We start from the raw sequence: 26,118 nt of genomic DNA, 5'->3' as shown, positions 1-26,118 counted from the left end.
ACCCGCTCGACGAGCTCGAGCGCCTGAGGGGGTGACGGGGTGGCGTGCTTGGGGATTTCCGGCGGATCGGCGGGGGGTGTCTCCACCCTCCGGGGAGGATCCGCCGGGCGACGTGCTGGGCCGCACGCCCGCCGTCGAACTGCAGTACTTGTCCCGGTACCCGGTCCGCAGCTTAGCTGCCGCCCTCCGGACCGCCCCGAAAGGAAGCGGACCTGCCGCACCGTGACGCGGGGAGCCGTGACCAGAGACACAGAAGAACGCAGGACCGTTTCCGCGCGCCCCGGTATGCGGGAGCACGCGTTGCGTATGGGGACCACCAGGGTCGGTCGGGACATTCCTCACCGGTCCATCTGCCTGCATGACTGTGCGGCGGCCCCCGGCCGCCGCAGCTGTCCAGGGTAGACGATCCGCAATTCCGGCGTTCTCCCGTCGTTGGGCCGTCCCTCACCCGCAAGGAAGAGGATGTTCACCCCGCACACGAGTGGCTGCGGTTTCCGGGGTGCGGAAGGCCTCCTGCATACTGCGCTTGAGCGGTTCGACTGAGGAGACACGACGCATGCCGGCTGCAGATACCCCCCGATTCAGCGTGATCATCCCGGTGTACGGGGTCGAGGGCTACATCCGCGAGTGCCTCGAATCGGTGACTACGCAGAGTTACCGGAATTTCGAGATCATCGCGGTCGACGACTGCTCCCTCGACGGCAGCGGCGCCATCATCGACGAGTTCGCCGCGCGCGACCCGCGGGTGCGCGCCGTCCACCGCGCCCAGAACGGCGGCATCGGCGCCGCCCGGAACACCGGCGTCGAGCACGCCCGCGGCGACTACCTGCTCTTCATCGACGGCGACGACTCGATCCGCCCCGGCTCCCTGGAGGCCATGGCGGACCGGCTCGCCGAGGCCGAGGACCCCGAGGTCCTGCTCTTCGACCACGTCCGCACCCATGTGGACGGCGCCGTCGAGCCCAGCAACTCCGGCCCGTACCTGGCCGGCATCCGCGACCAGGTGATCCGCCCCGCCGACCGCCTCGAACTGCTGCGGATGTTCGCCGTCGTCTGGAACCGCCTCTACCGCCGCGACTTCTTCACCGGCGAGGGCTACGCCTTCACCGACGGCCTGTACGAGGACGCGCTCATGGTCTACACGTCCATGGCCGTCGCCCAGCGCGTCGCGGGTCTGGAGTACGTGGTCGTCGAGTACCGGCAGCGCCGGGTCGGCAGCTCGATGCGCAGCAGCACCCCGCGCAAGCACTTCGTGATCTTCGACCAGTACCGGAGGGTCTTCGAGTACCTCGACGGCCGCCCCGGCCTCGACGAGTACCGCACGGCCGTCTTCACGCGGATGATCTCCCACTTCCTGTTCACCTTCGCCCGGGACTTCCGCATACCGAAGGGCCACCGTCGCGCGTACCTGAAGCAGGCCTCCAAGGTCTACCGCGACCTCGAACCCGCGGGCTTCACCCCGCCGCCCGGCATCCTCGGCCTGAAGTTCAAGGTGCTGCGGAGCGGTTCGTACACCGGTTTCGAAGGCCTCAAGGTGGTCAACGGCACCCGTGAGGCGGGCATCCGCTCCGTCGGCCGGTCCAAGCGCTGGGGCGGCCGCAAGGCCCTGCGCGCCTACTACGCCGTGCAGCGCCGCCTCCCCGTCGACGAGAACCTCGCCGTGTACTCGGCGTACTGGGGCCGCACCCCCGGCTGCAACCCGCTCGCCGTGCACGAGGCGGCCAAGCGGCTCGCGCCCGGCATCCGCGGGGTGTGGATCGTCAACCAGGAGTACGCCGGCAGTGTGCAGCCCGGACTGAAGCGGATCGCCCCGGCCACCTTCGGCTACTGGAAGGCGCTCGCCCGGGCCAAGTACCTGGTCAACAACGTCAACTTCCCCGACGCCGTGATCAAGCGCCCCGGCCAGATCCACCTGCAGACCCACCACGGCACCCCGCTCAAGCGGATGGGCCTGGACCAGCAGCACTACCCGGCCGTCTCCCGCAGCATGGACTTCGGGAAGCTGCTGGAGCGCGTCGACCGCTGGGACTTCAGCGTCTCGTCGAACCAGCACTCCACCGAGAACTGGGAGCGGGTCTACCCGGCCGCCTTCCGGACCGTGAACTCCGGTTACCCGCGCAACGACGTCTACTACCGCTCCACCGCGGCGGACGTCCGCCGGATCCGCGACGAGCTCGGCATCGCGCACGGCAAGACGGCGATCCTGTACGCCCCCACCGTGCGCGACCACCAGAAGGACGCCTTCGTCTCCCGGCTGGACCTCGCCCGCTTCGCCCGCGAACTCGGCCCGGACTTCGTCCTGTTGGTCCGCGCCCACTACTTCTACGGCGCCGACCGGGAGTTGAGCTCCCTCGCCGAGCGGGGCGCGCTCGTCGACGTGTCGCGGCACCCGTCCGTCGAGGAGCTCTGCCTGGCGGCGGACGCCCTGATCACGGACTACTCGTCGATCATGTTCGACTACGCCAACCTCGACCGGCCGATCGTCACGTACGCCGACGACTGGGAGGCGTACCGGACCTGCCGAGGCGTCACCTTCGACCTGCTCTCCGGCGAGCCCGGCGACACCCCCGGTGTGCTCACGACGACCGAGGACGAGCTGATCGAGGCGTTCCGCAGCGGCGCCTGGGAAGGCGAGCCGGCGGCCACCCTGCGGCAGGCCTTCCGGGAGCGGTTCTGCGCCTGGGACGACGGCTTCGCGGCCGAGCGGGTCGTCCGGCGGGTCTTCCTCGGCGAGGAGTCGCTGCGGCCGGCCGTCGTCCCCGTCGCCGAGCGCCACCCGGCCCCGGCGCCGCGATCGGCCGAGGGTCCCGGGGTGCTCCGCCCCCGGCCGGCGGACCAGGACGAGCTCACCGCGGCCGGGTCCGACCACTAGCGACACGCACAAGAGGCGCCCTGAGCCGATGGCTCCGGGCGCCTCTTCGTATCCGGTGAAGCCACCGCTTCGGACGGACGAAGGCCCGGCCACGGATGTCCGTGGCCGGGCCTTCGTCCGGTCCTGTGCCTGCGGCGTGCTACTTCACGACCGACAGCGGCAGCAGCTTCTTGCCCGTCGGGCCGACCTGGATCTCGGTCTGCATCGCGGGGCAGACACCGCAGTCGAAGCACGGCGTCCAGCGGCAGTCCTCGACCTCGGTCTCGTCGAGCGCGTCCTGCCAGTCCTCCCAGAGCCAGTCCTTGTCGAGACCGGAGTCCAGGTGGTCCCAGGGCAGGACCTCCTCGTAGGTGCGCTCGCGGGTCGTGTACCAGGCGACGTCCACGCCGAAGCCGGGCAGCGTCTTCTCGGCGCACGCCATCCAGCGGTCGTACGAGAAGTGCTCGCGCCAGCCGTCGAAGCGGCCGCCGTCCTCGTACACCGCGCGGATGACCGAGCCGATACGGCGGTCGCCGCGCGAGAGGAGGCCCTCGACGATGCCGGGCTTGCCGTCGTGGTAGCGGAAGCCGATCGAGCGGCCGTACTTCTTGTCGCCGCGGATCTTGTCGCGGAGCTTCGTGAGCCGCGCGTCCGTCTCCTCGGCCGACAGCTGCGGCGCCCACTGGAACGGGGTGTGCGGCTTGGGGACGAAACCGCCGATGGAGACGGTGCAGCGGATGTCGTTCTGACCGGAGACCTTGCGGCCCTCGGCGATGACCTTGACCGCCATGTCGCCGATCTGGAGGACGTCCTCGTCGGTCTCCGTCGGCAGGCCGCACATGAAGTACAGCTTCACCTGGCGCCAGCCGTTGCCGTACGCGGTGGAGACGGTCCGGATGAGGTCCTCCTCCGAGACCATCTTGTTGATGACCTTGCGCATGCGCTCGGAGCCGCCCTCGGGGGCGAAGGTGAGGCCGGAACGGCGGCCGTTCCTCGTGAGCTCGTTGGCCAGGTCGACGTTGAACGCGTCGACACGGGTCGAGGGGAGCGACAGGCCGACCTTGTCCTCCTCGTACCGGTCGGCGAGGCCCTTCGCGATGTCACCGATCTCGGTGTGGTCGGCGGAGGACAGCGAGAGGAGGCCGACCTCCTCGAAGCCGGTCGCCTTGAGGCCCTTCTCGACCATCTCGCCGATGCCGGTGATGCTTCGCTCCCGCACGGGGCGCGTGATCATGCCGGCCTGGCAGAAACGGCAGCCGCGGGTGCAGCCGCGGAAGATCTCGACGGACATGCGCTCGTGGACGGTCTCCGCGAGCGGGACGAGCGGCTGCTTCGGGTACGGCCACTCGTCGAGGTCCATGACGGTGTGCTTGGAGACCCGCCACGGCACGCCGGACCTGTTGGGCACGACACGGCCGATGCGGCCGTCCGGCAGGTACTCGACGTCGTAGAACGCCGGGATGTAGACCGCGCCGGTCTTCGCGAGACGGAGGAGGACCTCCTCGCGGCCGCCCGGCCTGCCCTCGGCCTTCCAGCCGCGGATGATCTCGGTCATGTCGAGGACGGCCTGCTCGCCGTCGCCGATGATCGCCGCGTCGATGAAGTCCGCGATCGGCTCGGGGTTGAAGGCGGCGTGGCCTCCGGCGAGCACGATCGGGTGGTCGACGGTCCGGTCCTTCGACTCCAGCGGGATGCCGGCGAGGTCGAGGGCGGTGAGCATGTTCGTGTAGCCGAGCTCCGTCGAGAAGCTCAGGCCGAAGACGTCGAAGGCGCCGACGGGACGGTGCGAGTCGACCGTGAACTGCGGGACCTTGTGCTCGCGCATGAGCTCTTCGAGGTCCGGCCACACGCTGTACGTGCGCTCGGCGAGGACGCCCTCGCGCTCGTTGAGCACCTCGTACAGGATCATGACGCCCTGGTTGGGCAGACCGACCTCGTACGCGTCCGGGTACATCAGCGCCCAGCGGACATCGGCGGACTCCCACGGCTTCACCGTGGAGTTCAGCTCTCCACCGACGTACTGAATCGGCTTCTGCACGTGCGGGAGCAGAGCTTCGAGCTGCGGGAAGACAGACTCGGCAGCAGACATCTCGAACCTTCGTGAGCTGGCAGGGGGGCGACTCTCAAGCGTACCCCGGTGCTCAGCGGGTCAGCGCCGCGCGGATTTCCGGGGCCGCGGCCCTGGCCCAGACCCCGGGGAGCTCCCGCTCCGCGGCCTCCGCCGCCGCTTCCTCGCGGCCGTGGAGAAGTCCCCAGGTGAAAGCGGATTCCCCGGCCGCGTGGGCCTGGGTCGCGAGCTCGCGCAGGGCCTCGCGGGCGACGACGCCGTCCTGGTGTTCGCCCAGGAGGGACTGGACGGACTTCACACGCTTGGCGACCTTGCGTGCGGGCTTCCCCAGGGTCGGCGCGGCGGCTTCGGCGGCGTACCGGGTGCGCTTGGCGGCCTTGCGGGCCGCGTGGAGCGCGAGGTCGCGGTCCTCTCCGGGGTCGAGGGCGAGGGCCCGGTCGACGCGGGCGGCCAGGCGGTCGTGGTCCCTGAGGACGGCCCGGGCGAGCACCCTTCGGGCGTCGCGGGCCGCGGCCTTCCGCAGGGGCGGGTCGGCGAGCAGCGCATCGAGGGCGTCGAGGAGGGCGAGGTAGCGGGCCGAGTCCAGCGCGGCGAGGGTACGGCGCCGGCCGCCCCGGGCGCGGGCCGCGGCCCAGGTCCGCAGCCGGCCGCGGACCGGTCCGAGCCGCAGGCTCCGGGGCAGGTCGCCGATCCGGCCGCGCAGCCGCTCGGCCAGCACCTCCTGGTCCCGGGCGATCCCGAGCTCGGCCGCGAGCCACTTCAGCTCGGCGCCGAGGGGGTCGGTGACGTCCCGGTCGAGGACCTTCCGGTACGACGTGAAGGCGCTGCGCAGGCGGCGGCAGGCGACCCGCAGCTGGTGCACGGCGTCGGGCAGGTCGCGCCGGACGGCGGGGTCGAGCGCGACGATCGCGTCGACCTGCTCGCGCGCGTAGCCGAGGACGGCGTGCCCGGCGGTGCCGGGGGCGGGGGCCTTGTCCGCGGCCGGGGCCTCGGCGCTCGGTGCCGTCTCCGTCTCCGTCTCTGTCTCCGTCAGGGCCCTCGCCAGTTTGGAGGCGGACTCCGAGGCGCGGATGCCGGCCTTCGCGAGGCGTTTCTCGACCGCGTCGAGGATCGCCTCGTCGGCGTCGTCGTCGGCGAGTTCGACCTCGATCTCCTTCCAGGTGGCCTCCGCTCCCCCGGGCAGCCGCTCGGCGCGGACCGTGTCGACGGACAGCTCGGCGAGGAGCGTGCCCGACGCGTCGGTCAGGTGGCGGACGTCCCGCGCGGAGCGGAGGCGGACGACGGGGACGACCTCGCCGCCGCGGACCCGGGAACGCAGAAGCCCCGCCAGCTCACCCGGGAGGGTGTCGGCCAGCGGGGCCCTGATCTCGTCGCGGATACCGGAGGCGACCGGGAACTTGAGGTGCCAGCCCTCGTCGTCCCCGCCCGTGCGCCGCCGCAGGGTGATGGCGTCGGCGGCGAGCCGCAGGTCGGGGGTGTCGTAGTAGACCGCGTCGAGTTCCATGACGCCCCGGTCCACGACGGCCGCGACCCCGGGGACCCGGGTGAGGTCCGGAACCCGGGTCCCGCTCGTGGCCTCGTACTTCCGCTCGATCTCGCGCTTCGTCTCCGCCATGAGACGAATCTAGACCTATGCGGTCATCGGGCGCTGCACCCTGATGGACTGCAGCAGCCCGATCGCCACCCACACCGCGAACATCGACGAACCGCCGTACGACACGAACGGCAGCGGCAGGCCCGCGACCGGCATGATGCCGAGCGTCATGCCGATGTTCTCGAAGGACTGGAAGGCGAACCAGGCGATGATCCCGGCCGCGACGACCGTGCCGTAGAGCTCGGTGGTCTCGCGGGCGATCCGGCAGGCCCGCCAGAGCACGATCCCGAGGAGGACGAGGATCAGACCGGCGCCGACGAAACCCAGCTCCTCCCCCGCCACCGTGAAGACGAAGTCGGTCTGCTGCTCCGGGACGAACTGGCCCGTCGTCTGCGAGCCCTTGAAGAGGCCCGCGCCGAGGAGGCCGCCGGAGCCGATCGCGATGCGGGCCTGGTTGGTGTTGTAGCCGACGCCCGCGGGGTCGAGGTCGGGGTTGGCGAAGGCCGCGAAGCGGTTGATCTGGTACTCGTCCAGCATGCCGAGCGTCGTGACGAGGACCGCGCCCCCGATGCCCGCGCCGATCAGGCCGAGGACCCAGCGGTTGGAGGCGCCGGAGGCGAGCAGCACGCCGAGCACGATGACGGCCATGACCATGACCGAGCCGAGGTCGGGCATCAGCATGACGATGCCCATGGGGAGGGCGGCAAGGGTGAGGGCCTTGGCGACGGTGCGGTGGTCGGGGTGGAGCTGGTCGCCCGCGTCGACCTTGGCCGCCAGCAGCATCGCCATGACCAGGATGATCGTGATCTTCACGAACTCGCTGGGCTGGAGGGAGAAGCCGCCGCCGACGACGATCCACGCGTGGGCGCCGTTGATCGTGGCGCCGAGCGGGGTGAGGACGGCGAGGATCAGCACGATCGAGAGGGTGTAGAGGATCGGGACCGCGCCGCGCAGGGTGCGGTGGCCGAGCCAGATCGTGCCGATCATCAGGGCGACCCCGATGCCGGTGTTGAGCGCGTGCCGGAAGAGGAAGTAGTACGGGTCGCCCTGGTTCAGCTCGGTGCGGTTCCGCGTGGCGGACCAGACGAGCAGCGCCCCGATGAAGGAGAGCGCCAGCGCCGAGAGCAGCATCGGCCAGTCGAGGCGGCGGAGCATCGAGTCGCGGGCGGTGAGCCTCGCGACCGGCCCGCGCTCGGGTGCGTACCGGGAGACGGAGAAGCTGGTACGTGTCGTCATCGGGTCAGTCCCGCCTTCCGGGGGGCGGGCCCGCGAGCGGCGGCGCACCGGCGTTCTCGACGGGAGCGACCAGCTGCGACTTCGGGTCGTACGCCTTGATGTCGGGGGCGTCGATGGTGCCGTCGGCGTTGACCTTCGGCAGGGCCCTCTGCGGCCCGGGGAGCAGGGCCCGCTTGAGGTCCTGGTTGCCCGCGTCGTCCAGGCCGTAGAGGGCGTCGTAGATGTTGCGCACGGCGGGGCCGGACGCGCCGGAGCCGGTGCCGCCCTGAGAGATCGTCATGATGATGGTGAAGTCGTCGGTGTAGGTCGCGAGCCACGAGGTGGTCTGCTTGCCGTAGACCTGGGCGGTGCCGGTCTTGGCCCGCAGCGGGATCTTGTCCTGGGGCCAGCCGCCGAAGCGCCAGGCCGCGGTTCCGCCGGGCTCGACGACGGACCGCAGTCCCTTGTCGAGGTCGCGGATCGTCTCGGCGCCGACCGGCAGCTTGCCGTGGGCCGTCGGCTTGATCTCGCGGACCTGCTTGCCGTCGGGGCTGATCACGGCCTTGCCGACGGTGGGGTCGTAGAGGGTGCCGCCGTTGCTGATGGCCGCGTAGGCGGTGGCCATCTGGATGGGGGTGACGAGGACGTCACCCTGGCCGATGGCGAAGTTGATGCTGTCGTAGGCCTTGAGCTGGTTGCCTTCGAGGCAGCTCTCGTAGGCGATCTGCTGGACGTAGGTGCCGCCCTTCTTGCCCTGCTTGCACCACGCGTCCTTGTTCGCCTCCCAGAAGCTCTGCTTCCACTGGCGGTCGGGGATGCGGCCCTTGACCTCGTTGGGCAGGTCGATGCCGGTCTCGGAGCCGAGTCCGAAGTCCCGGGCGGTCTTGTAGAACCAGTCGTTGGCGCCCTGCTTGGGCTTTATCCCGCCGTCACGCTGCCACTCCTGGTGGCCCAGGGCGTAGAAGACGGTGTTGCAGGAGAACTTGAGGGCCTCGCCCAGGGTGATGGGGCCGTGTCCCTGGGACTCGAAGTTGGCGAAGCTGCGGCTGCCGAGGCTGTAGGAGCTGCTGCAGTTGTACTTGTCGTTGAAGTCGTGGCCGGCCCGTACGGCGGCGCTCGCCGACACCACCTTGAAGATGGAGCCTGCGGCGGCCTGGCCCTGGATGGCCCGGTTGAGCAGCGGGTAGTTGGACTTCTTGCTGGTGAGAGCGGCGTAGTCCTTGGCCGAGATGCCGCCGACCCAGGCGTTGGGGTCGTAGTCCGGCTGGGAGGCCATCGCGACGACGCGGCCGGTCCTCGACTCCATGACGACGACGGCGCCCGCGTCGGCCTCGTACTTGCGGTTGGTGATCTTGTCGGTCTCGCCGCGGACGAGCTTCATGGCCGCGTTGAGCTCGTACTCGGCGACGGCCTGGACGCGGGCGTCGATGCTGGTGACGAGCGTGGAGCCCGCGACGCCGGGGTCGGACTCGGTCTGGCCCATGACCCGGCCGAGGTTGTCGACCTCGTAGCGGGTCACGCCCGCCTTGCCGCGCAGCTCCTTGTCGTAGGTGCGCTCGATGCCGGAGCGGCCGACCTGGTCGGAGCGGAGGAACGGCGAGTCGCCGTCCTTCGCCTTCTCGATCTCGGAGTCGGTGACGGGCGAGAGGTAGCCGAGCACCTGCGAGGTGCGGGCCTTGCCGGGCGCGGGGTAGCGGCGTACGGCGGCGGGCTCGGCGGTGATGCCGGGGAAGTCCTCGGTGCTCTCGCGGATCGTCAGCGCCTGCTGGGTGGTGGCCTCGTCGGTGACCGGGATCGGCTGGTACGGGGAACCGTTCCAGCAGGGCTTGGGTGTCTGGGAGTCGCAGAGCCTGATCTTGTTGATGACGTCCTCGGGCTTCATCTCGAGAACGTCCGCGAGCCGGGTCAGGACGGCCTTGCCCTTGTCCTTTATCTTCATCAGCTCGGTACGGGACGCGGAGACGACCAGGCGGGTCTCGTTGTCGGCGAGCGGGACGCCGCGGGCGTCCAGGATGGAGCCGCGGACGGCGGGCTGGACGACCTGCTGGACGTGGTTGTTCTTCGCCTCGTCCGTGTACTCCTTGCCGTTGCGGATCTGGAGGTACCAGAGGCGGCCCCCCAGGGTCAGGAGCAGCGAGAAGACCAGGATCTGGATGACGACGAGCCGGATCTGGACCCGCGGGGTCCGCCCGGTCTCGGGGATGTTGCTCATACTGCCGGGACCCCCTCGGTCACAGTCGCTTGACGCCCTTGATGCGGCCGGCCCGTGCGGCGCGGCTCCGGGCGGACTTCACGCGCAGGCCGCCGCGCTGGTTGCCGATCCGCAGGCCCGTGCCGGAGGAGAGCCAGCCGGAGGCCACGTCGGTGCCGTTCGCCCCGCCGGAGTCGGCGAGCGGATCGTTCTCGGCGCGCCGGGCCAGCGCCATGATGAGCGGCACGGTGAAGGGCGCGAGGAGCAGGTCGTAGACCGCCGCGGTGAACAGCAGGAAGCCGAGGCCCACATGGCGGGCGGCGGTGTCCCCGACGAGGGCGCCCACGCCCGCGTAGAGGAGTGTGGAGCCGACGGCCGCGACGACGACGACGGCCATGGGGCCGGTCGCGGAGGTCAGCCGGCCGTTCTCGGGCTTGGCGAGGCCGACCAGGTAGCCGATGACGCAGAGCACGAGGGCGTAGCGGCCGGCGGCGTGGTCGGCGGGCGGGGCGAGGTCGGCGAGGAGACCGGCGGTGAAGCCGATCAGGGAGCCGCTGACGGGTCCGTAGGCCAGGGCGAGGGCGACCACGGTGAGGAGCACCAGGTCGGGGACGGCGCCGGGGAGTTGGAGGCGGGCGAGGACGGAGACCTGGACGACCAGGGCGACCACGATCAGGGTCGCGGAGAGAAGGATGCGGTTGAACTTCACGGTGTCGCGTCCCCCTGGTCCTGGCCCTGCCGGTCCTGGCCTTGCTGGTTCTGGCCTTGCTGGTTCCCGCCCTGCTGGTTCTCGTTCGCCTGCTGTCCGTCCGGTGGCGGCGGTGTGATGGTGACCGTGACGGTCGGCGCGGGCTTGGGCTTCGGCGGCAGGACCATGTCGCGGGGGTTGGACTGGGGTGCCTGGACGACGACGCCGACGATGTCGAGCTTGGTGAAGCCGACGTACGGACGGACGTAGACGTTGCGGGTCAGGCCGCCGCCCGCGGGGTCGATGCGGACGATCTCGCCGACCGGGACGCCGGGCACGAAGGGCTTGTCGCCGCTGGAGCCGAAGGTGACGAGCCGGTCTCCCGTCTTCACCTTGGCCTTGCCGTTGAGGAGCTGGACGAGCAGGGGGCCGTCGCCCTGGCCGGTGGCGAAGCCGAGTTCGTCGCTCTTCTCCATGCGCGTGCCGACGGTGAAGTCGGGGTCGTTGGCGAGGAGGACCGTGGAGGTGGACGGGCCGACGGTGGTGACGCGGCCGACGAGTCCGGAGCCGTTGAGCACGGTCATGTCCCGCTTGATGCCGTCGCGGGCACCGACGTCGACGGTGACCGTCCAGGAGAAGCCCTGGGCCGCTCCTATGGCGATGACCTGGGCGCCCTTGATGCCGTACTGCCCGGCGCCTGCGGTCTTGAGCATGGCGTCGAGCTCGCGCAGCCGGTTGCGGTTGCGGTCGTCGCTGCCGAGCTCGGCCTTCAGCTCGGCGTTCTCCTTCTCCAGGGCGGCGATCCGGGTGTGCCGCTCACCGGAGTCGCGGACCGCGCCTATGGCGTTCCCGATGGGGTCGACGGCCGCCGCCACACCGTTCTCGACGGGTCCGAAGACCGCGGCGGCGGCCTGCCGGGCACCGTCGACGGGTGACTCCTGGCCACCGCGGATGTCCACCGTGATCAGTGCGAACGCGATGGCGATCAGCAGCACCAGGAGCAGCCGGCTCTCTCGTGTGTCCCTCACGTGCGGCGGCCGTGCCTTTCCTCGTGGTTCGTTCTTCGGCTGTGCGTGTTCTCTTGTGGGGTGTTGCCCGTGTGGTGCTCGTACGGCTCTAGCGGCGCGGCTGGGCGTCCAGGACCTGCTGGAGGGCCTCGAACTCCTCCACGCACTTGCCGGCGCCGAGCGCGACCGAGTCCAGCGGGTCCTCGGCGATGTGGATCGGCATGCCGGTCTCGCGGCGGAGCCGCTCGTCGAGGCCCCGCAGCAGGGCGCCTCCACCGGTGAGAACGATGCCGCGGTCCATGACGTCACCGGAGAGCTCCGGCGGGCACTTGTCGAGGGTCGTCTTCACGGCGTCGACGATCGCGTTGACCGGCTCCTCGATCGCCTTGCGGACCTCGGCGGCGGAGATGACCACCGTCTTGGGAAGGCCGGAGACGAGGTCGCGGCCCCGGATCTCGGTGTGTTCGTCCTTGTCGAGGTCGTAGGCCGAGCCGATGGTGATCTTGATCTGCTCGGCGGTCCGCTCACCGAGGAGGAGCGAGTACTCCTTCTTGATGTGCTGGATGATCGCGTTGTCCAGCTCGTCGCCGGCGACGCGGATCGACTGTGCCGTGACGATTCCGCCGAGGGAGATGACGGCGACCTCGGTGGTGCCGCCACCGATGTCGACGACCATGTTCCCGGTGGCCTCGTGGACGGGGAGGCCCGAGCCGATGGCCGCCGCCATGGGCTCCTCGATGATGTGCACCTGGCGCGCACCGGCCTGCGTCGAGGCCTCGATGACGGCGCGTCGCTCCACACCGGTGATGCCGGAGGGCACGCAGACGACGACCCGGGGGCGGGCCAGGTAGCGGCGCTTGTGGATCTTGAGGATGAAGTAGCGGAGCATCCGCTCCGTGATCTCGAAGTCGGCGATCACGCCGTCCTTGAGCGGGCGGACGGCGACGATGTTGCCGGGCGTCCGGCCGATCATCTTCTTCGCCTCCGCACCGACCGCCAGGATGCCGCCGGTGTTGGTGTTGATCGCGACGACGGACGGCTCGTTCAGAACGATGCCTCGGCCCCTGACGTACACCAGCGTGTTGGCGGTCCCGAGGTCGACAGCCATGTCACGGCCGATGAACGACATTGAGTTCCCCTTGATTTCCCATGGCTGAGAGTGGTGCGGCGTGGAGTTTTTCCATCGTAGTGCCGCCCGCGCGGATGCCGCGCGTTGGTCCACCTCAACACTGGTGACGGCAGGACGCGGCGATCCGTTCCCGGGATTGCCGTTCATATGCCTGGGGGCGACCGAAATTCCTTCGGTCGCCCCACAGGGTTGTGCTGATCGGCTGACGCCGGGTCAGCACTCGATCGGCACCGGATCGGCACCGAATCGACATCGGATCAGACGAGACCCGGGAAGAAGATCTTGAGCTCGCGGAGCGCCGACTCCTCGGAGTCCGAGGCGTGGATCAGGTTCTCGCGGACGATGGTGCCGAAGTCACCGCGGATGGAACCGGGCGCGGCGGCGATCGGGTCGGTGGGGCCCGCGAGCTGGCGGACACCCTCGATGACCCGCTCACCCTCGACGACGAGCGCGACGACCGGACCGGAGGACATGAAGCCCATCAGCGGCTCGTAGAAGGGCTTGCCCTTGTGCTCGCCGTAGTGCTGCTCCAGCGTGTCCTGGTCCAGCTCGCGCAGCTCCAGGGCCGCGAGGGTCCAGCCGGCCTTGCGCTCGATACGACCGATGATCTCGCCGATCAGGCCACGGCGGACGGCGTCGGGCTTGAGCAGGACGAGCGTGCGCTGGCTCACGGGGGAACTCCTTCGGAAAAGCGGTGTGCGGGCCTCCGAGGCTACAGGGCCCGCACGCCCCTCGATTACGCAGCGTCAGGCCCTGCCGTGGCCTGCCCGGCCTGTCCCGCCTGCGACTCGGCCCAACGGGCCTTGATGTCGTCGACCTTGCGTCCGTAGTGCACCGAGGCCCACCACAGGACGGCGAAGGCCGCGCCGAGGACGAACATGACCGGCACGAAGAAACCGCTGGCGATCAGGCCGATCTGGAGGGCCCAGCCCAGCTGCACGCCGCCGGGACGGGTGACCATCCCGCACAGCAGCACCGAGAGGACCATCGCGACGCCGCAGACCCACCAGACGGTCGACATCGCCAGGCTGTCGTCCTTCATGGCGACGAGACCGGCGAAGCCGATGACGAAGAACTCGCCGATGAGCGTCGAGGAACAGAGCATGCGCATCGGTGTCAGCCCCTTCGCAGCAGCAGCCGGGCGTCGCCGACCGTGAAGATCGAACCGGTCACGAGGACTCCCGCGCCGCCGTACTCGGCCTCTTCCTCCGCGAGGGTGATGGCCGCTTCGAGCGCGTCGGGCAGCCGCGGCTCGACGACCACCCGGTCCTCGCCGAAGACCTCGACCGCGATCGCGGCGAGCGCGTCGACGTCCGTGGCCCGCGGGTTGGAGTTCGCCGTGACGACGACCTCCGCGAAGATCGGCTCGAAGGCCTCCAGGAGACCCCGGGCGTCCTTGTCGGCGCTCGTGGAGACCACGCCGACGAGCCGCGAGAAACCGAAGGACTCAGTGACGCCCTCCGCCGTGGCGCGTGCGCCGTGCGGGTTGTGCGCGGCGTCCAGGATCACCGTCGGGGACGAGCGGACGATCTCCAGACGGCCGGGCGAGGCGACCTGGGCGAAGGCCCGGCGGACCGTGTCCGCGTCCAGGGTCCTCGCGTGGTCCGCGCCGACCCCGAAGAACGCCTCGACCGCCGCGAGCGCCACGGCCGCGTTACGCGCCTGGTACGCGCCGTGCAGCGGCAGGAAGACACCGTCGTACTCGCCGCCGAGACCCCGCAGGGTGAGGAGCTGGCCGCCGACCGCGACCTCGCGGGAGACGATGCCGAACTCCATGCCCTCGCGGGCGACGGTGGCGTCCGCCTCGACGGCCTTCTTCAACAGGACCTGGGCCGCGTCCACCGGCTGCTGGGCCAGGATGACGGTCGCGCCCTGCTTGATGATCCCGGACTTCTCGCCGGCGATCTCGCCGGTGGTCCCGCCGAGCCGGTCGGTGTGGTCGAGGTCGATCGGGGTGACGACGGCGACGGAGGCGTCGATGACGTTCGTCGCGTCCCAGGTGCCGCCCATGCCGACCTCGACGACGGCCACGTCGACCGGGGCGTCGGCGAAGGCCGCGTACGCCATTCCGGTGAGGACCTCGAAGAAGGAGAGGCGGTACTCCTCGCGGGCGTCGACCAGCTCCACGTACGGCTTGATGTCCGCGTACGTCTCGACGAACCGCTCGGCGGAGATCGGGGCGCCGTCCAGGCTGATCCGCTCGGTGATCGTCTGCACGTGCGGCGAGGTGTACCGCCCGGTGCGCAGCTCGAAGGCGCCGAGCAGCGCCTCGATCATGCGGGCCGTCGACGTCTTGCCGTTGGTGCCGGTGATGTGGATCGAGGGGTACGCGCGCTGCGGCTCGCCGAGTACGTCCATCAGGGCCGCGATCCGCGTGACCGAGGGCTCCAGCTTGGTCTCGCCCCAGCGGCTGGACAGCTCGGTCTCGACCTCGCGCAGCGCCTTGTCGAGCTCCGGGTCCTCGGGACGGCCGGGCACGGGGTCGCCCTGGACCGGGCCGGCCTGCGCGCGCAGGGTGCGGCTGCCGGCCTCGATCACCGCCAGGTCGGGGTCGCGCGTTGTCTCGTTGTCGACGATGTCGTCGAACTGGTCGCTCTGGTCACTCGGGTCGCTCGGCTCGCTCACGGGCCCAGTCTACGGAGGGGCACCGACAGGACCATGGACCCACCCCTTTCGGGACTTTCGGTCCCCCGTCCGCCGGAGTCGCCGGGCAAACTTGGCGATCATGGACATAGGGATCGACCTCGGCACGGCCAACACGCTCCTCTACGCCCGGGGCCAGGGCATCGTGCTCAACGAGCCGTCCGTGGTGGCGGTCCAGGAGGGCTCGCGGCAGGCGCTCGCGGTCGGCACCGAGGCGAAGGAGACGATCGGCCGGACGCCCGGCTCGATCAGCGCGATCCGCCCCCTGAAGGACGGCGTGATCAGCGATTACGAGGCGGCCGAGGAGATGATCCGGCACTTCGTCCGCAAGGCCGTCCCGGGCCGCCGCCGGCCCCGCACCCGGATGGTGGTCTGCGTGCCGAGCGGGGTGACTCCCGTCGAGCGGCGGGCGATCGTGCACGCTTCGCTGTCGGCGGGCGCGCGGGCGGTGCACCTCATCGAGGAGCCCATGGCGGCGGCGATCGGCGCCGGGCTGCCGGTCTCCGACCCGCGCGGCTCGATGGTCGTCGACATCGGCGGCGGCACGACCGAGGTGGCGGTCATCTCGCTCGGCGGGATCGTCACCGCCCAGTCTCTGCGGGTGGGCGGCGACCGCCTCGACGCGGCCATCACCGACTTCGTCCGCAAGGAGCACTCGCTCCTCATCGGCGAGCGCACGGCCGAGGACGTGAAGGTCGCGATCGGTTCGGCGTGGCCGGTGCCGGGCGAGGAGGAGCGGGAGCGGGCGACCTTCACCGTCCGGGGGCGGGAGAAGGTCAGCGGGCTGCCCCGGACGGTGGAGCTGACGGTGCCGGAGGTGCGGGAGGCGCTCGACGAGCCGGTGGAGGCGATCATCGCTGCGGTGCGGGCGACCCTGGAGGAGTGCCCGCCGGAGCTGTCCGGCGACGTGATGGAGCACGGCATCGTCCTGACCGGCGGCGGGGCACTGCTGCCGGGGCTCGACCTGCGGCTGGCCTCGGCGACGGAGATCCCGGTCTTCGTCGCCGACCGGCCGCTGGACTGCGTGGCACTGGGCTCGGGGCGGTGCGTGGAGGACTTCGACAGCCTCCAGCGGGTGATGGGGAAGGCCGAGCGGGTCCGCTAGCCGATCAGCGCCCCAGGCCCGTCGGGAGCAGCGCCGTCACCACGTACGCCCCGTCCTCCGCACGTGCCGTGAGCGTCCCGCCCATGCTGACGACCCGTTCCTCCATCGAGAACAGCCCGGTGCCCGTGGAGACGGGTGCCGGGTCCGGCGGCGTCTTCGGCAGCGGGTTGCGCACCTCGATCCGCAGATCGGGTCCCGCCACGGTGATCGCGACCGTCACCGGCAGGCCCGGCGCGTGCTTGGCGGTGTTCGTCAGGCACTCCTGGACGACCCGGTGGACGGCCGCCTGACGCAGCGGCGACAGCGCCTTGGCCGCGTCCGCGACCGTCAGGTCGACGGGGCTGCCCATCCGCTCGCTCTCCTCGGCGAGCGCGGCGAGCCCTTCGAGGCCGGGGGTGGCCGCGTCCCGGTCGGCTCGGCGCACGATCGTCTCGTTGAGCATGAGGTGGGCGCGGCGGGCGGTGTCCGCGAGCTCCTCGAAGTCCTTCTGGTGCGCCCCGTCCCGGGCCCGTACGGAGAGGACCTCGGCCCGCACCGCGAGGACGGTGAGCTCCCGGCCGACCAGGTCGTGGACGTCCCGGCCGACGGAGATCCGCTCCTCCTGCACGGCCTGCCGGGCGGCGGCCTCGCGGCGCTGGACCTCCAGGGCGCGCACGAGGTCCTGCCGGTACGCGGCGATGCCGACGCCCGCCGCGAGGACCCCGATCGGGACGACGATGCTCAGGAAGTCGCTCAGGGTGGCGCCGTGCCGGGCGGGCCAGCCCGGCAGCTGGAAGAAGAGGCACGACAGGCCGATGTAGAACACGGTGGCGGCGACGGCGGCCCGCCGCCCCCGGAACCGGCCGATCGAGTACAGCGCGAACTGGATCATGGTGAGCTCGTGGAGCCACCCCATCAGCCCGAGCGCCACGAGGTACGGGACCCACGGAAGCCGGCGCCTGAGCACCAGCGTGGCCGCACCGGCCGCCAGGACCAGGGTCGCGGTGACCCCGGTGAGCGAGTTGTCGGCGCGGGCGAGCCCGGGCACGTCGAGGACCATCAGGCCGAAGGCGCTCAGCGCGGCGACGACGTCGAGGGCGCGGGGCGAGACGGCCCACCGGTCCACGCAACGGCGCAGCGCGGGGACGGTGGGGAGGCGGGACATGCCGTCCATCATCCAAGGTCTTTCGTCCCGAAGCCGTGGACCCGAAGTCCCTTCTGGTGTGAGATCGGGCACTTCGCCCACATTGCTGTTTGACTCAGAAATGTGCACGAAGCATCCCAGGAGCAGCTCTCCTTCGCCGCCGCTCTCCTCGACGCCCTCCCCCAGGCGGCCCTCTTCCTCGACCACGACCTGCAGGTCGTCCGCGTGAACCGCCGCCTCAGCACCCTCCTGCGGCTGCCCGTGGGACTGGACCTCTCCCCCGGTACGCCGCGGGAGCGGATCGTCGGCCATCTGGCGGGCATGCTGGACCGGCCGGAGGAGCGGGACCGGCTCCTGGAGGAGAGCGAGACGTACGGGCCCGTCACCCGCACCACCGACTACCACCTGCGGGACGGCCGGGTGCTGCGCCGCCGCCGGGCCCCGGTCGGGGACGGCGACCGGCCGCTCGGGCACCTGTGGCTCGTCGAGGACGTGACGCGGCAGCGCGAGGCGGAGGACGGCCTGTACGAGCAGGTACGGAATCTGGTGACGCTCGCCGACGATCGGGCCGCCTTCGCCGGCCGGGCCCTCCACGAGCTGCGGACCCCGCTCGCCACCGTCCTGAGCTTCGCCGAACTGCTCCTCGACCCGGCCTCCGGACCGCTGAACCCGGAGCAGACCTCGTTCGTGGACGCCATCCGGCGCAACGCGCAGCGGATGCGGTCGGTGGCCGAGGACCTGCCGAGGGCGGCCGTCGGCGCGCCCCGCGCGGAGCCGAGGCTCGGCGAGGTCCTCGTCGACGAGCTGATCGAGCGCGTGGTCCTCGAAGCGCTCCAGCGGGCCGAGGGCGACGGCCCGTACATCGCGGCCGACTGCCCGCCCGGCGGCCCGCCGCTCGTCGCCGACGCCGGGATGCTGACGGGCGCCCTGGAGGAGCTCCTCGGCAACGCGCTGCGCTTCACCCCGGAGGACGGCCGGGTCGAGGTCGTCGGCCGCGCCGCCGACGGCCACTGGACGATCCAGGTGAAGGACACCGGCATCGGGGTCCCCCTGGAGTACCACGAGGAGATCTTCACGCCGTTCGTCCGCGCGCCCAACGCCCGCCGCGACGGCTTCCCCGGCACCGGGCTCGGCCTGGCGGGCGCGCTGGACGCCGTGCGGCTGCACGGCGGGACCATCACGGTCCGCGACCGCGAGGGCCGGCCGGGCGCCGTCTTCACCGTACGGCTGCCGCTCACCGGCCGCCGCACCGCAGGGGCGGCGGCCCGGCGGTGACCCGGCTGCTGATCGTGGAGGACGACCCGGACCTCGCCCTGGCCCTGCGGGTCCTCCTGACCCGACGCGGATACGAGGTCTCGGTGGCCGGCGACGGCCGCGAGGGCCTCCGGCTCCTCTTCGCGGAACGCCCGTCCCTGATGGTCCTGGACCTCCTCCTGCCCGAACTCGACGGCTGGGAGGTCCTCGACCGCACCCGGGACATGAGCGATCTGCCGGTCCTCGTCCTCTCCGGCCTCGGCGATGTCGACGACCGGGTCCGCGGGCTGCGCTCGGGAGCCGACGACTACCTGGTCAAACCCTTCGCCCACACGGAGCTGCTGGCCCGTATCGAGGCCCTGCTCCGCAGGTCGGGGCCCCGGAAATGGGCGGGCGAACCCGTCGAGGAGGACCTGAGGCTCGTACCGGAGCGGCGCGCCGCGCTCTGGCAGGGCAGCGAGATCCGGCTCAGTGACATCGAGTACCGGCTGCTCCAGGTCCTCGTCCGCAACCGGGGCCGGGTCGTGACCACCGAGCAGCTCCTCGACCAGGTCTGGGACGACGCGCTGGCCATCGGCCGTGACCGGGTGAAGTTCGCCGTGCTCCGCCTCCGCCGCAAACTCCGCACCGCCGGCGGCCCCCACTCCCGCGACCCGCTGGAGGCGGTACGAGGCCTGGGCTACCGCTACGAGAGCGCGGACCGCCCGGCACGGATCGGTGGAAGCGCGGGCGGCTAGCCGGGGTACGGGACCCCGCCGCCCCGCCCGACCCGGGGTGACGCGTACCACCCCCGATCAGGGACGTAAGGCCCGGGCGGACGTCCCGACCTCCCCCGCCCGGCCACATGGCAACCGTTCCGCAACCGTCGGCCACCGGAGCGCGCGACCGAGGCCGGTCACCTTCGACAGCATGAAGACTCTCCCCGCCCGCAGCGTCGCCGTCGTCCTCGGCACCCGCCCCGAGCTCGTGAAGCTCGCCGAGCTCATCCGGTCCCTCGGCCCCGCCGCCCGGGTCGTCCACACCGGCCAGCACTACGACGACGCGCTCTCCGGCAGCTTCCTCGACGAGCTGGGGCTGCCCGAGCCCGAGTACCTCACCGGTGTCGGCGGGCAGCCCCGGGCCGTGCAGGTCGCCGCCGCGCTCACCGGCCTCGACGAGCGTTTCGCGGCCGATCCCCCACTCGCCGTCGTCGTCCAGGGCGACACCAACGCCGCACTCTCCGGCGCCCTCGCCGCCAACGCCCGCGGCCTCCCCCTCGTCCATGTCGAGGCGGGCCTCCGCAGCCACGACCGGGCCATGCCCGAGGAGCACAACCGGGTCCTCATCGACCGGCTCGCCGACGTCCTGTGCGCGGCCACCCCCGACAACCGCGAGTTGCTCCTCGCCGAGGGCGTGCCCGAGGAACGGATCGCCGTCACCGGCAATACCGTCGTCGAAGCCGTCCAGGACCACCTCCCCCCGGCGGAGGAGCGGGCGCGCCTGCTCGCCGTCAGCGGTCTCGCGCCCGACGGCTACGTCCTCGCCACCGTCCACCGGCCGGAGAACACCGACGACCCCGCCGCGCTCGCCGCCGTCCTGGAGGAGCTCGCCGCCCTCGCCCGCGAGCTGCCGGTCGTCCTCCCCCTCCACCCCCGCACCCACGCCCGCGTCGAGGCGGCGGGCCTGCTGTCGCTCCTCGAAGGGCTGACGGTGCTGCCCCCGGCCGGGTACGGCACGTTCCTCGCGCTCGCCCGGCACGCGGCGCTGATCGTCTCCGACTCCGGCGGCATCCAGGAGGAGACGACGGTCCTCGGCCGCCCGCTCGTGGTCGTCCGCCGCTCCACCGAACGCCCCGAGTCCCTCGCCGACTTCGCCGACCTCGTCGAGCCGGGCCCCGGAATCGGCGAGGCGGCCCGCCGCCGGCTCGCGGAGGGCGGACTCGGCCTGCGACGCCTGGCCACGCTCCCCAGCCCGTACGGCGACGGCACCGCGTCCGACCGGATCGCCGGACTGCTCAGGGCCCTGATCACCGAACGCGGCACGGCCCCGGCCGTCCCGGCCGCGCGCCCGGCCCCGGCCCATGCCGCCGCCACCGCCGCCGCCTGAGCCCACCGCTCCCCTCCCCCCATTGGAGACCCCCATGAGCCTCCACCTCCTGCTGTACGTCTTCCCGTTCCTCCTCCTCGGCGGCTTCCTCGTCTACTGGGCGGGCGCCCGCCACGCCTACGCCCGCCGCCGCCCCTCCGAGCTCGGCGACCCCACCGCGTACGACTGGCACTTCTTCGTCCCCTGCCGCGACGAGGAGGCCGTAATCGCGACGACGGTCACCCGGCTGCGTACGGACTTCCCCGCCGCCCACGTCTGGGTCATCGACGACGCGAGCGACGACCTGACCGCCCCGATCGTCACCTCCCTCGCGGGCCGGGACCGCCACATCCACCTGGTCTCCCGGACCCGCCCCGACGCGCGCGTCGGCAAGGGCGCAGCGCTCAACTCGGCCTACACGGCTCTGAACACCCACCTCGGCGACGCCGTCGACCGCGACCGTGTGATCGTCTGCGTCGTCGACGCCGACGGCCAGGTCTCTCCCGACGCCCTCGCGCACGTCAGCGGCCCGGACGCCTTCGGCGACCCCGAGACGGGCGGCGTCCAGATCGGCGTACGGATGCGCAACATCGACGACGAACGCCCCCTGGAACACCGGGGCAGGCTCGCCAACGCCTACGCCCGCCTCCTCATCCGCATGCAGGACGTCGAGTTCGCCGTCTCCAACACCGGCATGCAGCTCCTGCGCCGCCGTACCGGCTCCGTCGGCCTCGGCGGCAACGGCCAGTTCACCCGCCTCACCGCCCTCGACCGGATCGCCGCCGCCGAGCGCCGCCCGTGGCAGCGGGACGCCCTCCTGGAGGACTACGAGCTCGGCCTCCACATGCGCCTCGCCGGCTACCAGGTCACCCACGTCCACGACACCTGGGTCACGCAGGAAGCACTCCCGTACACCCGCCGCTTCCTCACGCAGCGCACCCGCTGGGCCCAGGGCAACATCACCTGCGTCCGCTACAGCAGCCGGATCATCGGCTCCCGCCACTACAAGGCGCGCGGCGTCCTGGAATCGCTCTACACCTTCTTCCAGCCCATAGCCCACCTCGCGACGCTGCTCCTGACCGCCGTCATGCTCGCCGTGCTGATACTCGGGGGCGGAGTCCTGCTGGCCGCCTGGCCCCTCGCCCTCGCCCTGGCGGTCGTCTCGATCGTCCCGTTCCTCCTCTGGGGCCCGGTCTACCGCCGCGAGTTCGCCCCTGACCGCTCCCGGATCAAGGGCCTGCTGTGGGGCTTCGCGCTCTGGCTGTACGCGTACCACCTGTTCATCGTCTCGGCGCGCGGCTTCGTCCGCCTAGTCCGCGGCCGCACCGGCTGGGCCAAGACCCGCCGCAACTCCGAGACGGCGGGCGTCGGCCCGGTGGCCACGGAGTCCTGACGGACAACGCGAAAGGGGCCCGGAACCGAGTAACCGGTTCCGGGCCCCTCCCTGTGCCGTACTAGGCCTGCGGCAGGTTCGCCAGCTGGGTCTGGATACGGGCGATGTCCTCGTCCGCCTTGGCGAGGCGGGTGCGGATCTTGTCGACCACGTTGTCCGGGGCCTTGGCGAGGAAGGCCTCGTTGCCGAGCTTCCCGTTCGCCTGGGCCTTCTCCTTCTCGGCGGCCGCGAGGTCCTTCGCGAGGCGCTTGCGCTCCGCGGCCACGTCGATCGTGCCCGACAGGTCGAGCGCGACCGTCGCCCCGGCGACCGGCAGGGAGGCGGTGGCGGAGAAGCCCTCGCCCTCCGGCTGGAGACGCAGCAGCTGACGGATGGCCGCCTCGTGCGGGGCCAGCGCGGTACCGGTCACGTCGAGCCGTGCCGGAACCTTCTGACCGGGCTGGAGTCCCTGGTCGGAACGGAAGCGGCGGACCTCCGTGACGACCTGCTGGACCAGCTCGATCTCCTTCTCGGCGGCCTCGTCGCGGAAGCCGCTGTCCTTGGGCCAGTCCGCGATGACGAGGGACTCGCCGCCGGTGAGGGTGGTCCACAGGGTGTCGGTGACGAAGGGGACGATCGGGTGCAGCAGACGCAGGGTGACGTCGAGGACCTCACCGAGGACCCGGGCCGAGACCTTGGCCTGCTCGCCACCGTCGAAGAAGGTCGTCTTCGACAGCTCGACGTACCAGTCGAAGACCTCGTCCCACGCGAAGTGGTAGAGGGCGTCGGCGAGCTTCGCGAACTGGTAGTCGTCGTAGAAGGCGTCCGCCTCGGAGACGACCTTGTTCAGTCGCGAGAGGATCCAGCGGTCGGTCGCCGACATGTCCGCGACGTCCGGCAGCGGGCCCTCGACCGTGGCGCCGTTCATCATGGCGAAGCGGGTCGCGTTCCAGATCTTGTTGGCGAAGTTCCGGGACGCCTGGACCCAGTCCTCGCCGATCGGGACGTCCACACCCGGGTTGGCACCCTTGGCCAGGGTGAAGCGCAGGGCGTCGGAGCCGTACTTGTCCATCCAGTCCAGCGGGTTGACCGTGTTCCCGAACGACTTCGACATCTTCTTGCCGAACTCGTCACGGACCATGCCGTGGAACGCGATCGTGCGGAACGGCGGCTGACCGTCCATCGCGTACAGGCCGAACATCATCATGCGGGCGACCCAGAAGAACATGAGGTCGTAGCCGGTGACCAGGACGGAGTTCGGGTAGAACTTCTCCAGGTCGGGCGTCTGCTCCGGCCAGCCCATCGTCGAGAACGGCCACAGGCCGGACGAGAACCACGTGTCGAGGACGTCGGTGTCCTGCGTCCAGCCCTCGCCCGTCGGCGGCTGCTCGTCGGGGCCGACGCAGACCAGTTCGCCGTTCGGGCCGTGCCAGACCGGGATGCGGTGGCCCCACCACAGCTGGCGCGAGATGCACCAGTCGTTGAGGTTGTCGACCCAGTCGAAGTAGCGCTGCGACATGTCGGCCGGGTGGATGTTCACCTGACCGTCGCGGACCGCGTCGCCGGCGGCCTTGGCCAGCGTCTCGACCTTGACCCACCACTGGAGCGACAGGCGCGGCTCCAGCGTGGTCTTGCAGCGCGAGCAGTGCCCGACGGAGTGGACGTACGGACGCTTCTCGGCGACGATCCGGCCGTCGGCGCGCAGGGCGGCGACGATCGCGGAGCGCGCCTCGAAGCGGTCCAGGCCCTGGAAGGGGCCGTGGACGGTGATGACGCCGCGCTCGTCGAGGACCTCGATGGACTCGAGGCCGTGGCGCTGGCCGATCGCGAAGTCGTTCGGGTCGTGCGCCGGGGTCACCTTGACCGCGCCCGTGCCGAACTCCGGGTCGACGTGGGTGTCCGCGACGACCGGGATCGTACGGTCGGTCAGCGGCAGCCTGATCCGCTTGCCGATCAGGTGGGCGTAGCGCTCGTCGTCGGGGTGGACGGCGACGGCGGTGTCACCGAGCATCGTCTCCGCGCGGGTGGTCGCGACGACGATGGTGTCGTCACCCTCGCCGTACTTCATGGAGACGAGCTCGCCGTCGTCGTCCTGGTAGTCGACCTCGATGTCGGAGATGGCCGTCAGACAGCGCGGGCACCAGTTGATGATGCGCTCGGCGCGGTAGATCAGGCCGTCGTCGAACATCTTCTTGAAGACCGTCTGGACGGCGCGGGACAGCCCCTCGTCCATGGTGAAGCGGTCCCGGCTCCACGCCAGGCCCTCACCGAGGCGGCGCATCTGACCGGCGATCTGACCGCCGGACTCGGCCTTCCACTCCCAGACGCGCTCGACGAAGGCCTCGCGGCCCAGGTCGTGGCGGGACTTGCCCTCCTTGGCGAGCTCGCGCTCGACGACGTTCTGGGTGGCGATGCCCGCGTGGTCCATGCCCGGCTGCCACAGCGTCTCGAAGCCCTGCATCCGCTTACGGCGGGTGAGGGCGTCGATCAGCGTGTGCTCGAAGGCGTGGCCCAGGTGCAGCGACCCGGTGACGTTCGGCGGCGGGATGACGATCGTGTACGCGGGCTTCTCGCTCTTCGCGTCCGCCTCGAAGTACCCCCGGTCTACCCAGCGCTCGTACAGCGGCCCCTCTACCTCGGCCGGCGCGTACTGGGTCGGCAGTTCGGTGGTGGGCGCTGTCTGCTGCTGAGTGTTCTCGGTCACGGGGCCAGTTTAGGGGTGTCCCCGCCCCGTCCTGAAACGCTTTGGTTCGGTAACGGTGTGGCCCCCGCCGCACTTCCGCCTCGGCGGTTCCGCCAGGATGTTCGGTAGCCATAAACATCCTGTGAGGGGAACCTGTCGATGAGCTACAACCAGCCCGGCCCGTACGGCGGCCAGCCGCCCCAGCAGCCCGGCCCCTACGGCCAGCCGGGCCCGTACGGCCAGCAGCCTCAGCAGCCGGGCCCGTACGGCCAGCCGCAGGCGCCGCAGCCGGGTTACGGATACCCGCAGCAGGCCCCGCAGGGCGTCCCTCCGCAGCAGCCCCCTTACGGCTACCCGCAGCCTCAGCAGCCGGGCCCCTACGGCCAGCAGCCGCAGTACGGCGCCCCCCAGGGCCCCGGCGGCTACGTCCCGCACCCGCCGGCCCCGAAGAAGTCCAAGGCCGGCTGGATCATCGGCGCGGTCGCGGTCGTGGCGGCGCTCGGCGTGGGCGCGTACTTCGTGTTCGGGGGCGGCGCAGGCGCCTCGGTCGCGGACGACGGCCCGCACAAGCTGACCACCCCGGACACGGTGCTCACCGAGTACAAGAAGAAGCCCGGCAGCGAGGGCGGCGACAAGGACTCCCTCAAGGAGGCCCAGCAGAACGGCGTCAAGAACGCCACGAACGTCGGCGCCAGCTATGAGGTGAAGGACGCCGCCAACCCGCTCGGCGGCAAGATGCTCTCCTTCAGTGGCCTCTACGGCGAGATCGACGACCCCGAGAAGGTCGTCGACGACGTGTTCACGGGCATCAAGGCGAAGTCCGAGAAGGAGAAGGGCCAGAGCAAGCCCGGGGAGCCGGAGATGAATCTGGTCGGCAGCCCGCAGGAGTTCACGCCCGCGGAGCTGGACGGCGCCATCCTCAAGTGCCAGCAGGCCAAGTCCGAGGCCGACCCGGCCAAGTCCACCCCGGCGTTCGCCATGACCGTCTGCGTGTGGGCGGACCACAGCACGGTCGGCTTCGTCGTTCCGATGAACATGGCCGACATGCTCGCGGGCAAGGAAGGCTCGATGGAGGACGCCGCCTCCATCGCCGCCAAGCTGCGCAAGGAAGTCCGCGTCAAGCTCTGAACC

19 protein-coding genes are annotated in these 26,118 nt (G+C 71.2%); 7 read left to right on the top strand and 12 right to left on the bottom strand.

What is annotated here, in order from left to right:
- Window positions 1-556: 556 nt before the first annotated feature.
- On the top strand, window positions 557-2,872 hold the full coding sequence (locus OG357_RS26180) for a bifunctional glycosyltransferase/CDP-glycerol:glycerophosphate glycerophosphotransferase (protein ID WP_329623478.1): 2,316 nt from the start codon (window positions 557-559) through the stop codon (window positions 2,870-2,872).
- Window positions 2,873-3,011: 139 nt separating this feature from the next.
- Here OG357_RS26180 and OG357_RS26175 read toward each other — a convergent pair whose 3' ends face one another.
- The 10 genes from OG357_RS26175 to folC all read right to left on the bottom strand — a co-directional run bounded on the left by OG357_RS26175 (window position 3,012) and on the right by folC (window position 15,368).
- Complete coding sequence (locus OG357_RS26175; protein ID WP_329623477.1) at window positions 3,012-4,940, bottom strand: TIGR03960 family B12-binding radical SAM protein; 1,929 nt, start codon at window positions 4,938-4,940, stop codon at window positions 3,012-3,014.
- Between the two features lie 52 nt (window positions 4,941-4,992).
- Window positions 4,993-6,534 (bottom strand): CYTH and CHAD domain-containing protein, encoded by a 1,542-nt coding sequence (locus OG357_RS26170; RefSeq protein WP_329623476.1) that lies wholly within the window; start codon window positions 6,532-6,534, stop codon window positions 4,993-4,995.
- Window positions 6,535-6,549: 15 nt separating this feature from the next.
- Window positions 6,550-7,749, bottom strand: coding sequence for a rod shape-determining protein RodA (gene rodA / locus OG357_RS26165; protein ID WP_329623475.1), 1,200 nt, complete (start codon window positions 7,747-7,749; stop codon window positions 6,550-6,552).
- A 4-nt stretch (window positions 7,750-7,753) separates the two neighbouring features.
- A complete protein-coding gene (gene mrdA, locus OG357_RS26160; protein ID WP_329623474.1) occupies window positions 7,754-9,940 on the bottom strand; it encodes a penicillin-binding protein 2 in 2,187 nt (728 codons plus the stop codon).
- A 19-nt stretch (window positions 9,941-9,959) separates the two neighbouring features.
- On the bottom strand, window positions 9,960-10,628 hold the full coding sequence (mreD, locus tag OG357_RS26155) for a rod shape-determining protein MreD (protein ID WP_329623473.1): 669 nt from the start codon (window positions 10,626-10,628) through the stop codon (window positions 9,960-9,962).
- Window positions 10,625-11,635 carry a rod shape-determining protein MreC gene (mreC, locus tag OG357_RS26150; protein ID WP_329623472.1) on the bottom strand — a complete coding sequence of 337 codons (1,011 nt, stop codon included), beginning with the start codon at window positions 11,633-11,635 and terminating at the stop codon, window positions 10,625-10,627. The genes mreD and mreC overlap by 4 nt, the downstream gene beginning before the upstream one ends.
- Before the next feature lie 88 nt (window positions 11,636-11,723).
- Window positions 11,724-12,743, bottom strand: a complete 1,020-nt coding sequence (locus OG357_RS26145; protein WP_125753625.1) for a rod shape-determining protein — start codon at window positions 12,741-12,743, stop codon at window positions 11,724-11,726.
- A gap of 257 nt (window positions 12,744-13,000) precedes the next feature.
- Window positions 13,001-13,414 carry a nucleoside-diphosphate kinase gene (gene ndk / locus OG357_RS26140; protein WP_141301954.1) on the bottom strand — a complete coding sequence of 138 codons (414 nt, stop codon included), beginning with the start codon at window positions 13,412-13,414 and terminating at the stop codon, window positions 13,001-13,003.
- Window positions 13,415-13,479: 65 nt separating this feature from the next.
- Window positions 13,480-13,854: a DUF4233 domain-containing protein gene (locus OG357_RS26135; RefSeq protein ID WP_317595155.1), complete on the bottom strand. Its 375-nt coding sequence runs from the start codon at window positions 13,852-13,854 to the stop codon at window positions 13,480-13,482.
- Between the two features lie 5 nt (window positions 13,855-13,859).
- A complete protein-coding gene (gene folC, locus OG357_RS26130) occupies window positions 13,860-15,368 on the bottom strand; it encodes a bifunctional tetrahydrofolate synthase/dihydrofolate synthase (protein WP_329623471.1) in 1,509 nt (502 codons plus the stop codon).
- 100 nt (window positions 15,369-15,468) lie between these two features.
- Here folC and OG357_RS26125 point away from each other — a divergent pair, with 100 nt between their 5' ends.
- Window positions 15,469-16,491, top strand: a complete 1,023-nt coding sequence (locus OG357_RS26125; protein WP_329623470.1) for a rod shape-determining protein — start codon at window positions 15,469-15,471, stop codon at window positions 16,489-16,491.
- A 4-nt stretch (window positions 16,492-16,495) separates the two neighbouring features.
- Here OG357_RS26125 and OG357_RS26120 read toward each other — a convergent pair whose 3' ends face one another.
- The gene (locus OG357_RS26120) at window positions 16,496-17,635 is read right to left on the bottom strand and encodes an ATP-binding protein (protein ID WP_329623469.1); all 1,140 of its coding nucleotides are present in this window, start codon (window positions 17,633-17,635) and stop codon (window positions 16,496-16,498) included.
- Window positions 17,636-17,737: 102 nt separating this feature from the next.
- Between OG357_RS26120 and OG357_RS26115 the strand changes: the two genes are divergently transcribed.
- The 4 genes from OG357_RS26115 (at window position 17,738) to OG357_RS26100 (ending at window position 22,325) form a co-directional block, all read left to right on the top strand.
- Window positions 17,738-18,889: a PAS domain-containing sensor histidine kinase gene (locus tag OG357_RS26115; protein ID WP_329623468.1), complete on the top strand. Its 1,152-nt coding sequence runs from the start codon at window positions 17,738-17,740 to the stop codon at window positions 18,887-18,889.
- Entirely contained in the window at window positions 18,886-19,605 is a 720-nt protein-coding gene (locus OG357_RS26110; protein ID WP_329623467.1) for a response regulator transcription factor, read from the top strand. Before OG357_RS26115 ends, OG357_RS26110 begins: the two co-directional genes overlap by 4 nt.
- A gap of 172 nt (window positions 19,606-19,777) precedes the next feature.
- On the top strand, window positions 19,778-20,953 hold the full coding sequence (gene wecB / locus OG357_RS26105) for a non-hydrolyzing UDP-N-acetylglucosamine 2-epimerase (RefSeq protein WP_329623466.1): 1,176 nt from the start codon (window positions 19,778-19,780) through the stop codon (window positions 20,951-20,953).
- Window positions 20,954-20,987: 34 nt separating this feature from the next.
- Window positions 20,988-22,325 (top strand): glycosyltransferase family 2 protein, encoded by a 1,338-nt coding sequence (locus OG357_RS26100; RefSeq protein ID WP_329623465.1) that lies wholly within the window; start codon window positions 20,988-20,990, stop codon window positions 22,323-22,325.
- 61 nt (window positions 22,326-22,386) lie between these two features.
- Here the strand turns inward: OG357_RS26100 and OG357_RS26095 are convergent, their stop codons facing one another.
- Complete coding sequence (locus tag OG357_RS26095) at window positions 22,387-25,008, bottom strand: valine--tRNA ligase (protein ID WP_329623464.1); 2,622 nt, start codon at window positions 25,006-25,008, stop codon at window positions 22,387-22,389.
- A 138-nt stretch (window positions 25,009-25,146) separates the two neighbouring features.
- Here OG357_RS26095 and OG357_RS26090 point away from each other — a divergent pair, with 138 nt between their 5' ends.
- On the top strand, window positions 25,147-26,115 hold the full coding sequence (locus OG357_RS26090; protein WP_329623463.1) for a hypothetical protein: 969 nt from the start codon (window positions 25,147-25,149) through the stop codon (window positions 26,113-26,115).
- Window positions 26,116-26,118 lie beyond the last annotated feature (3 nt).

The organism is Streptomyces sp. NBC_01255 (assembly GCF_036226445.1).
In the GTDB taxonomy this organism is placed as follows: Bacteria; Actinomycetota; Actinomycetes; order Streptomycetales; family Streptomycetaceae; genus Streptomyces.
The sequence above is the reverse complement of the archived record's forward strand: the minus strand, read 5'-3'. Positions and strand labels throughout refer to the sequence as shown.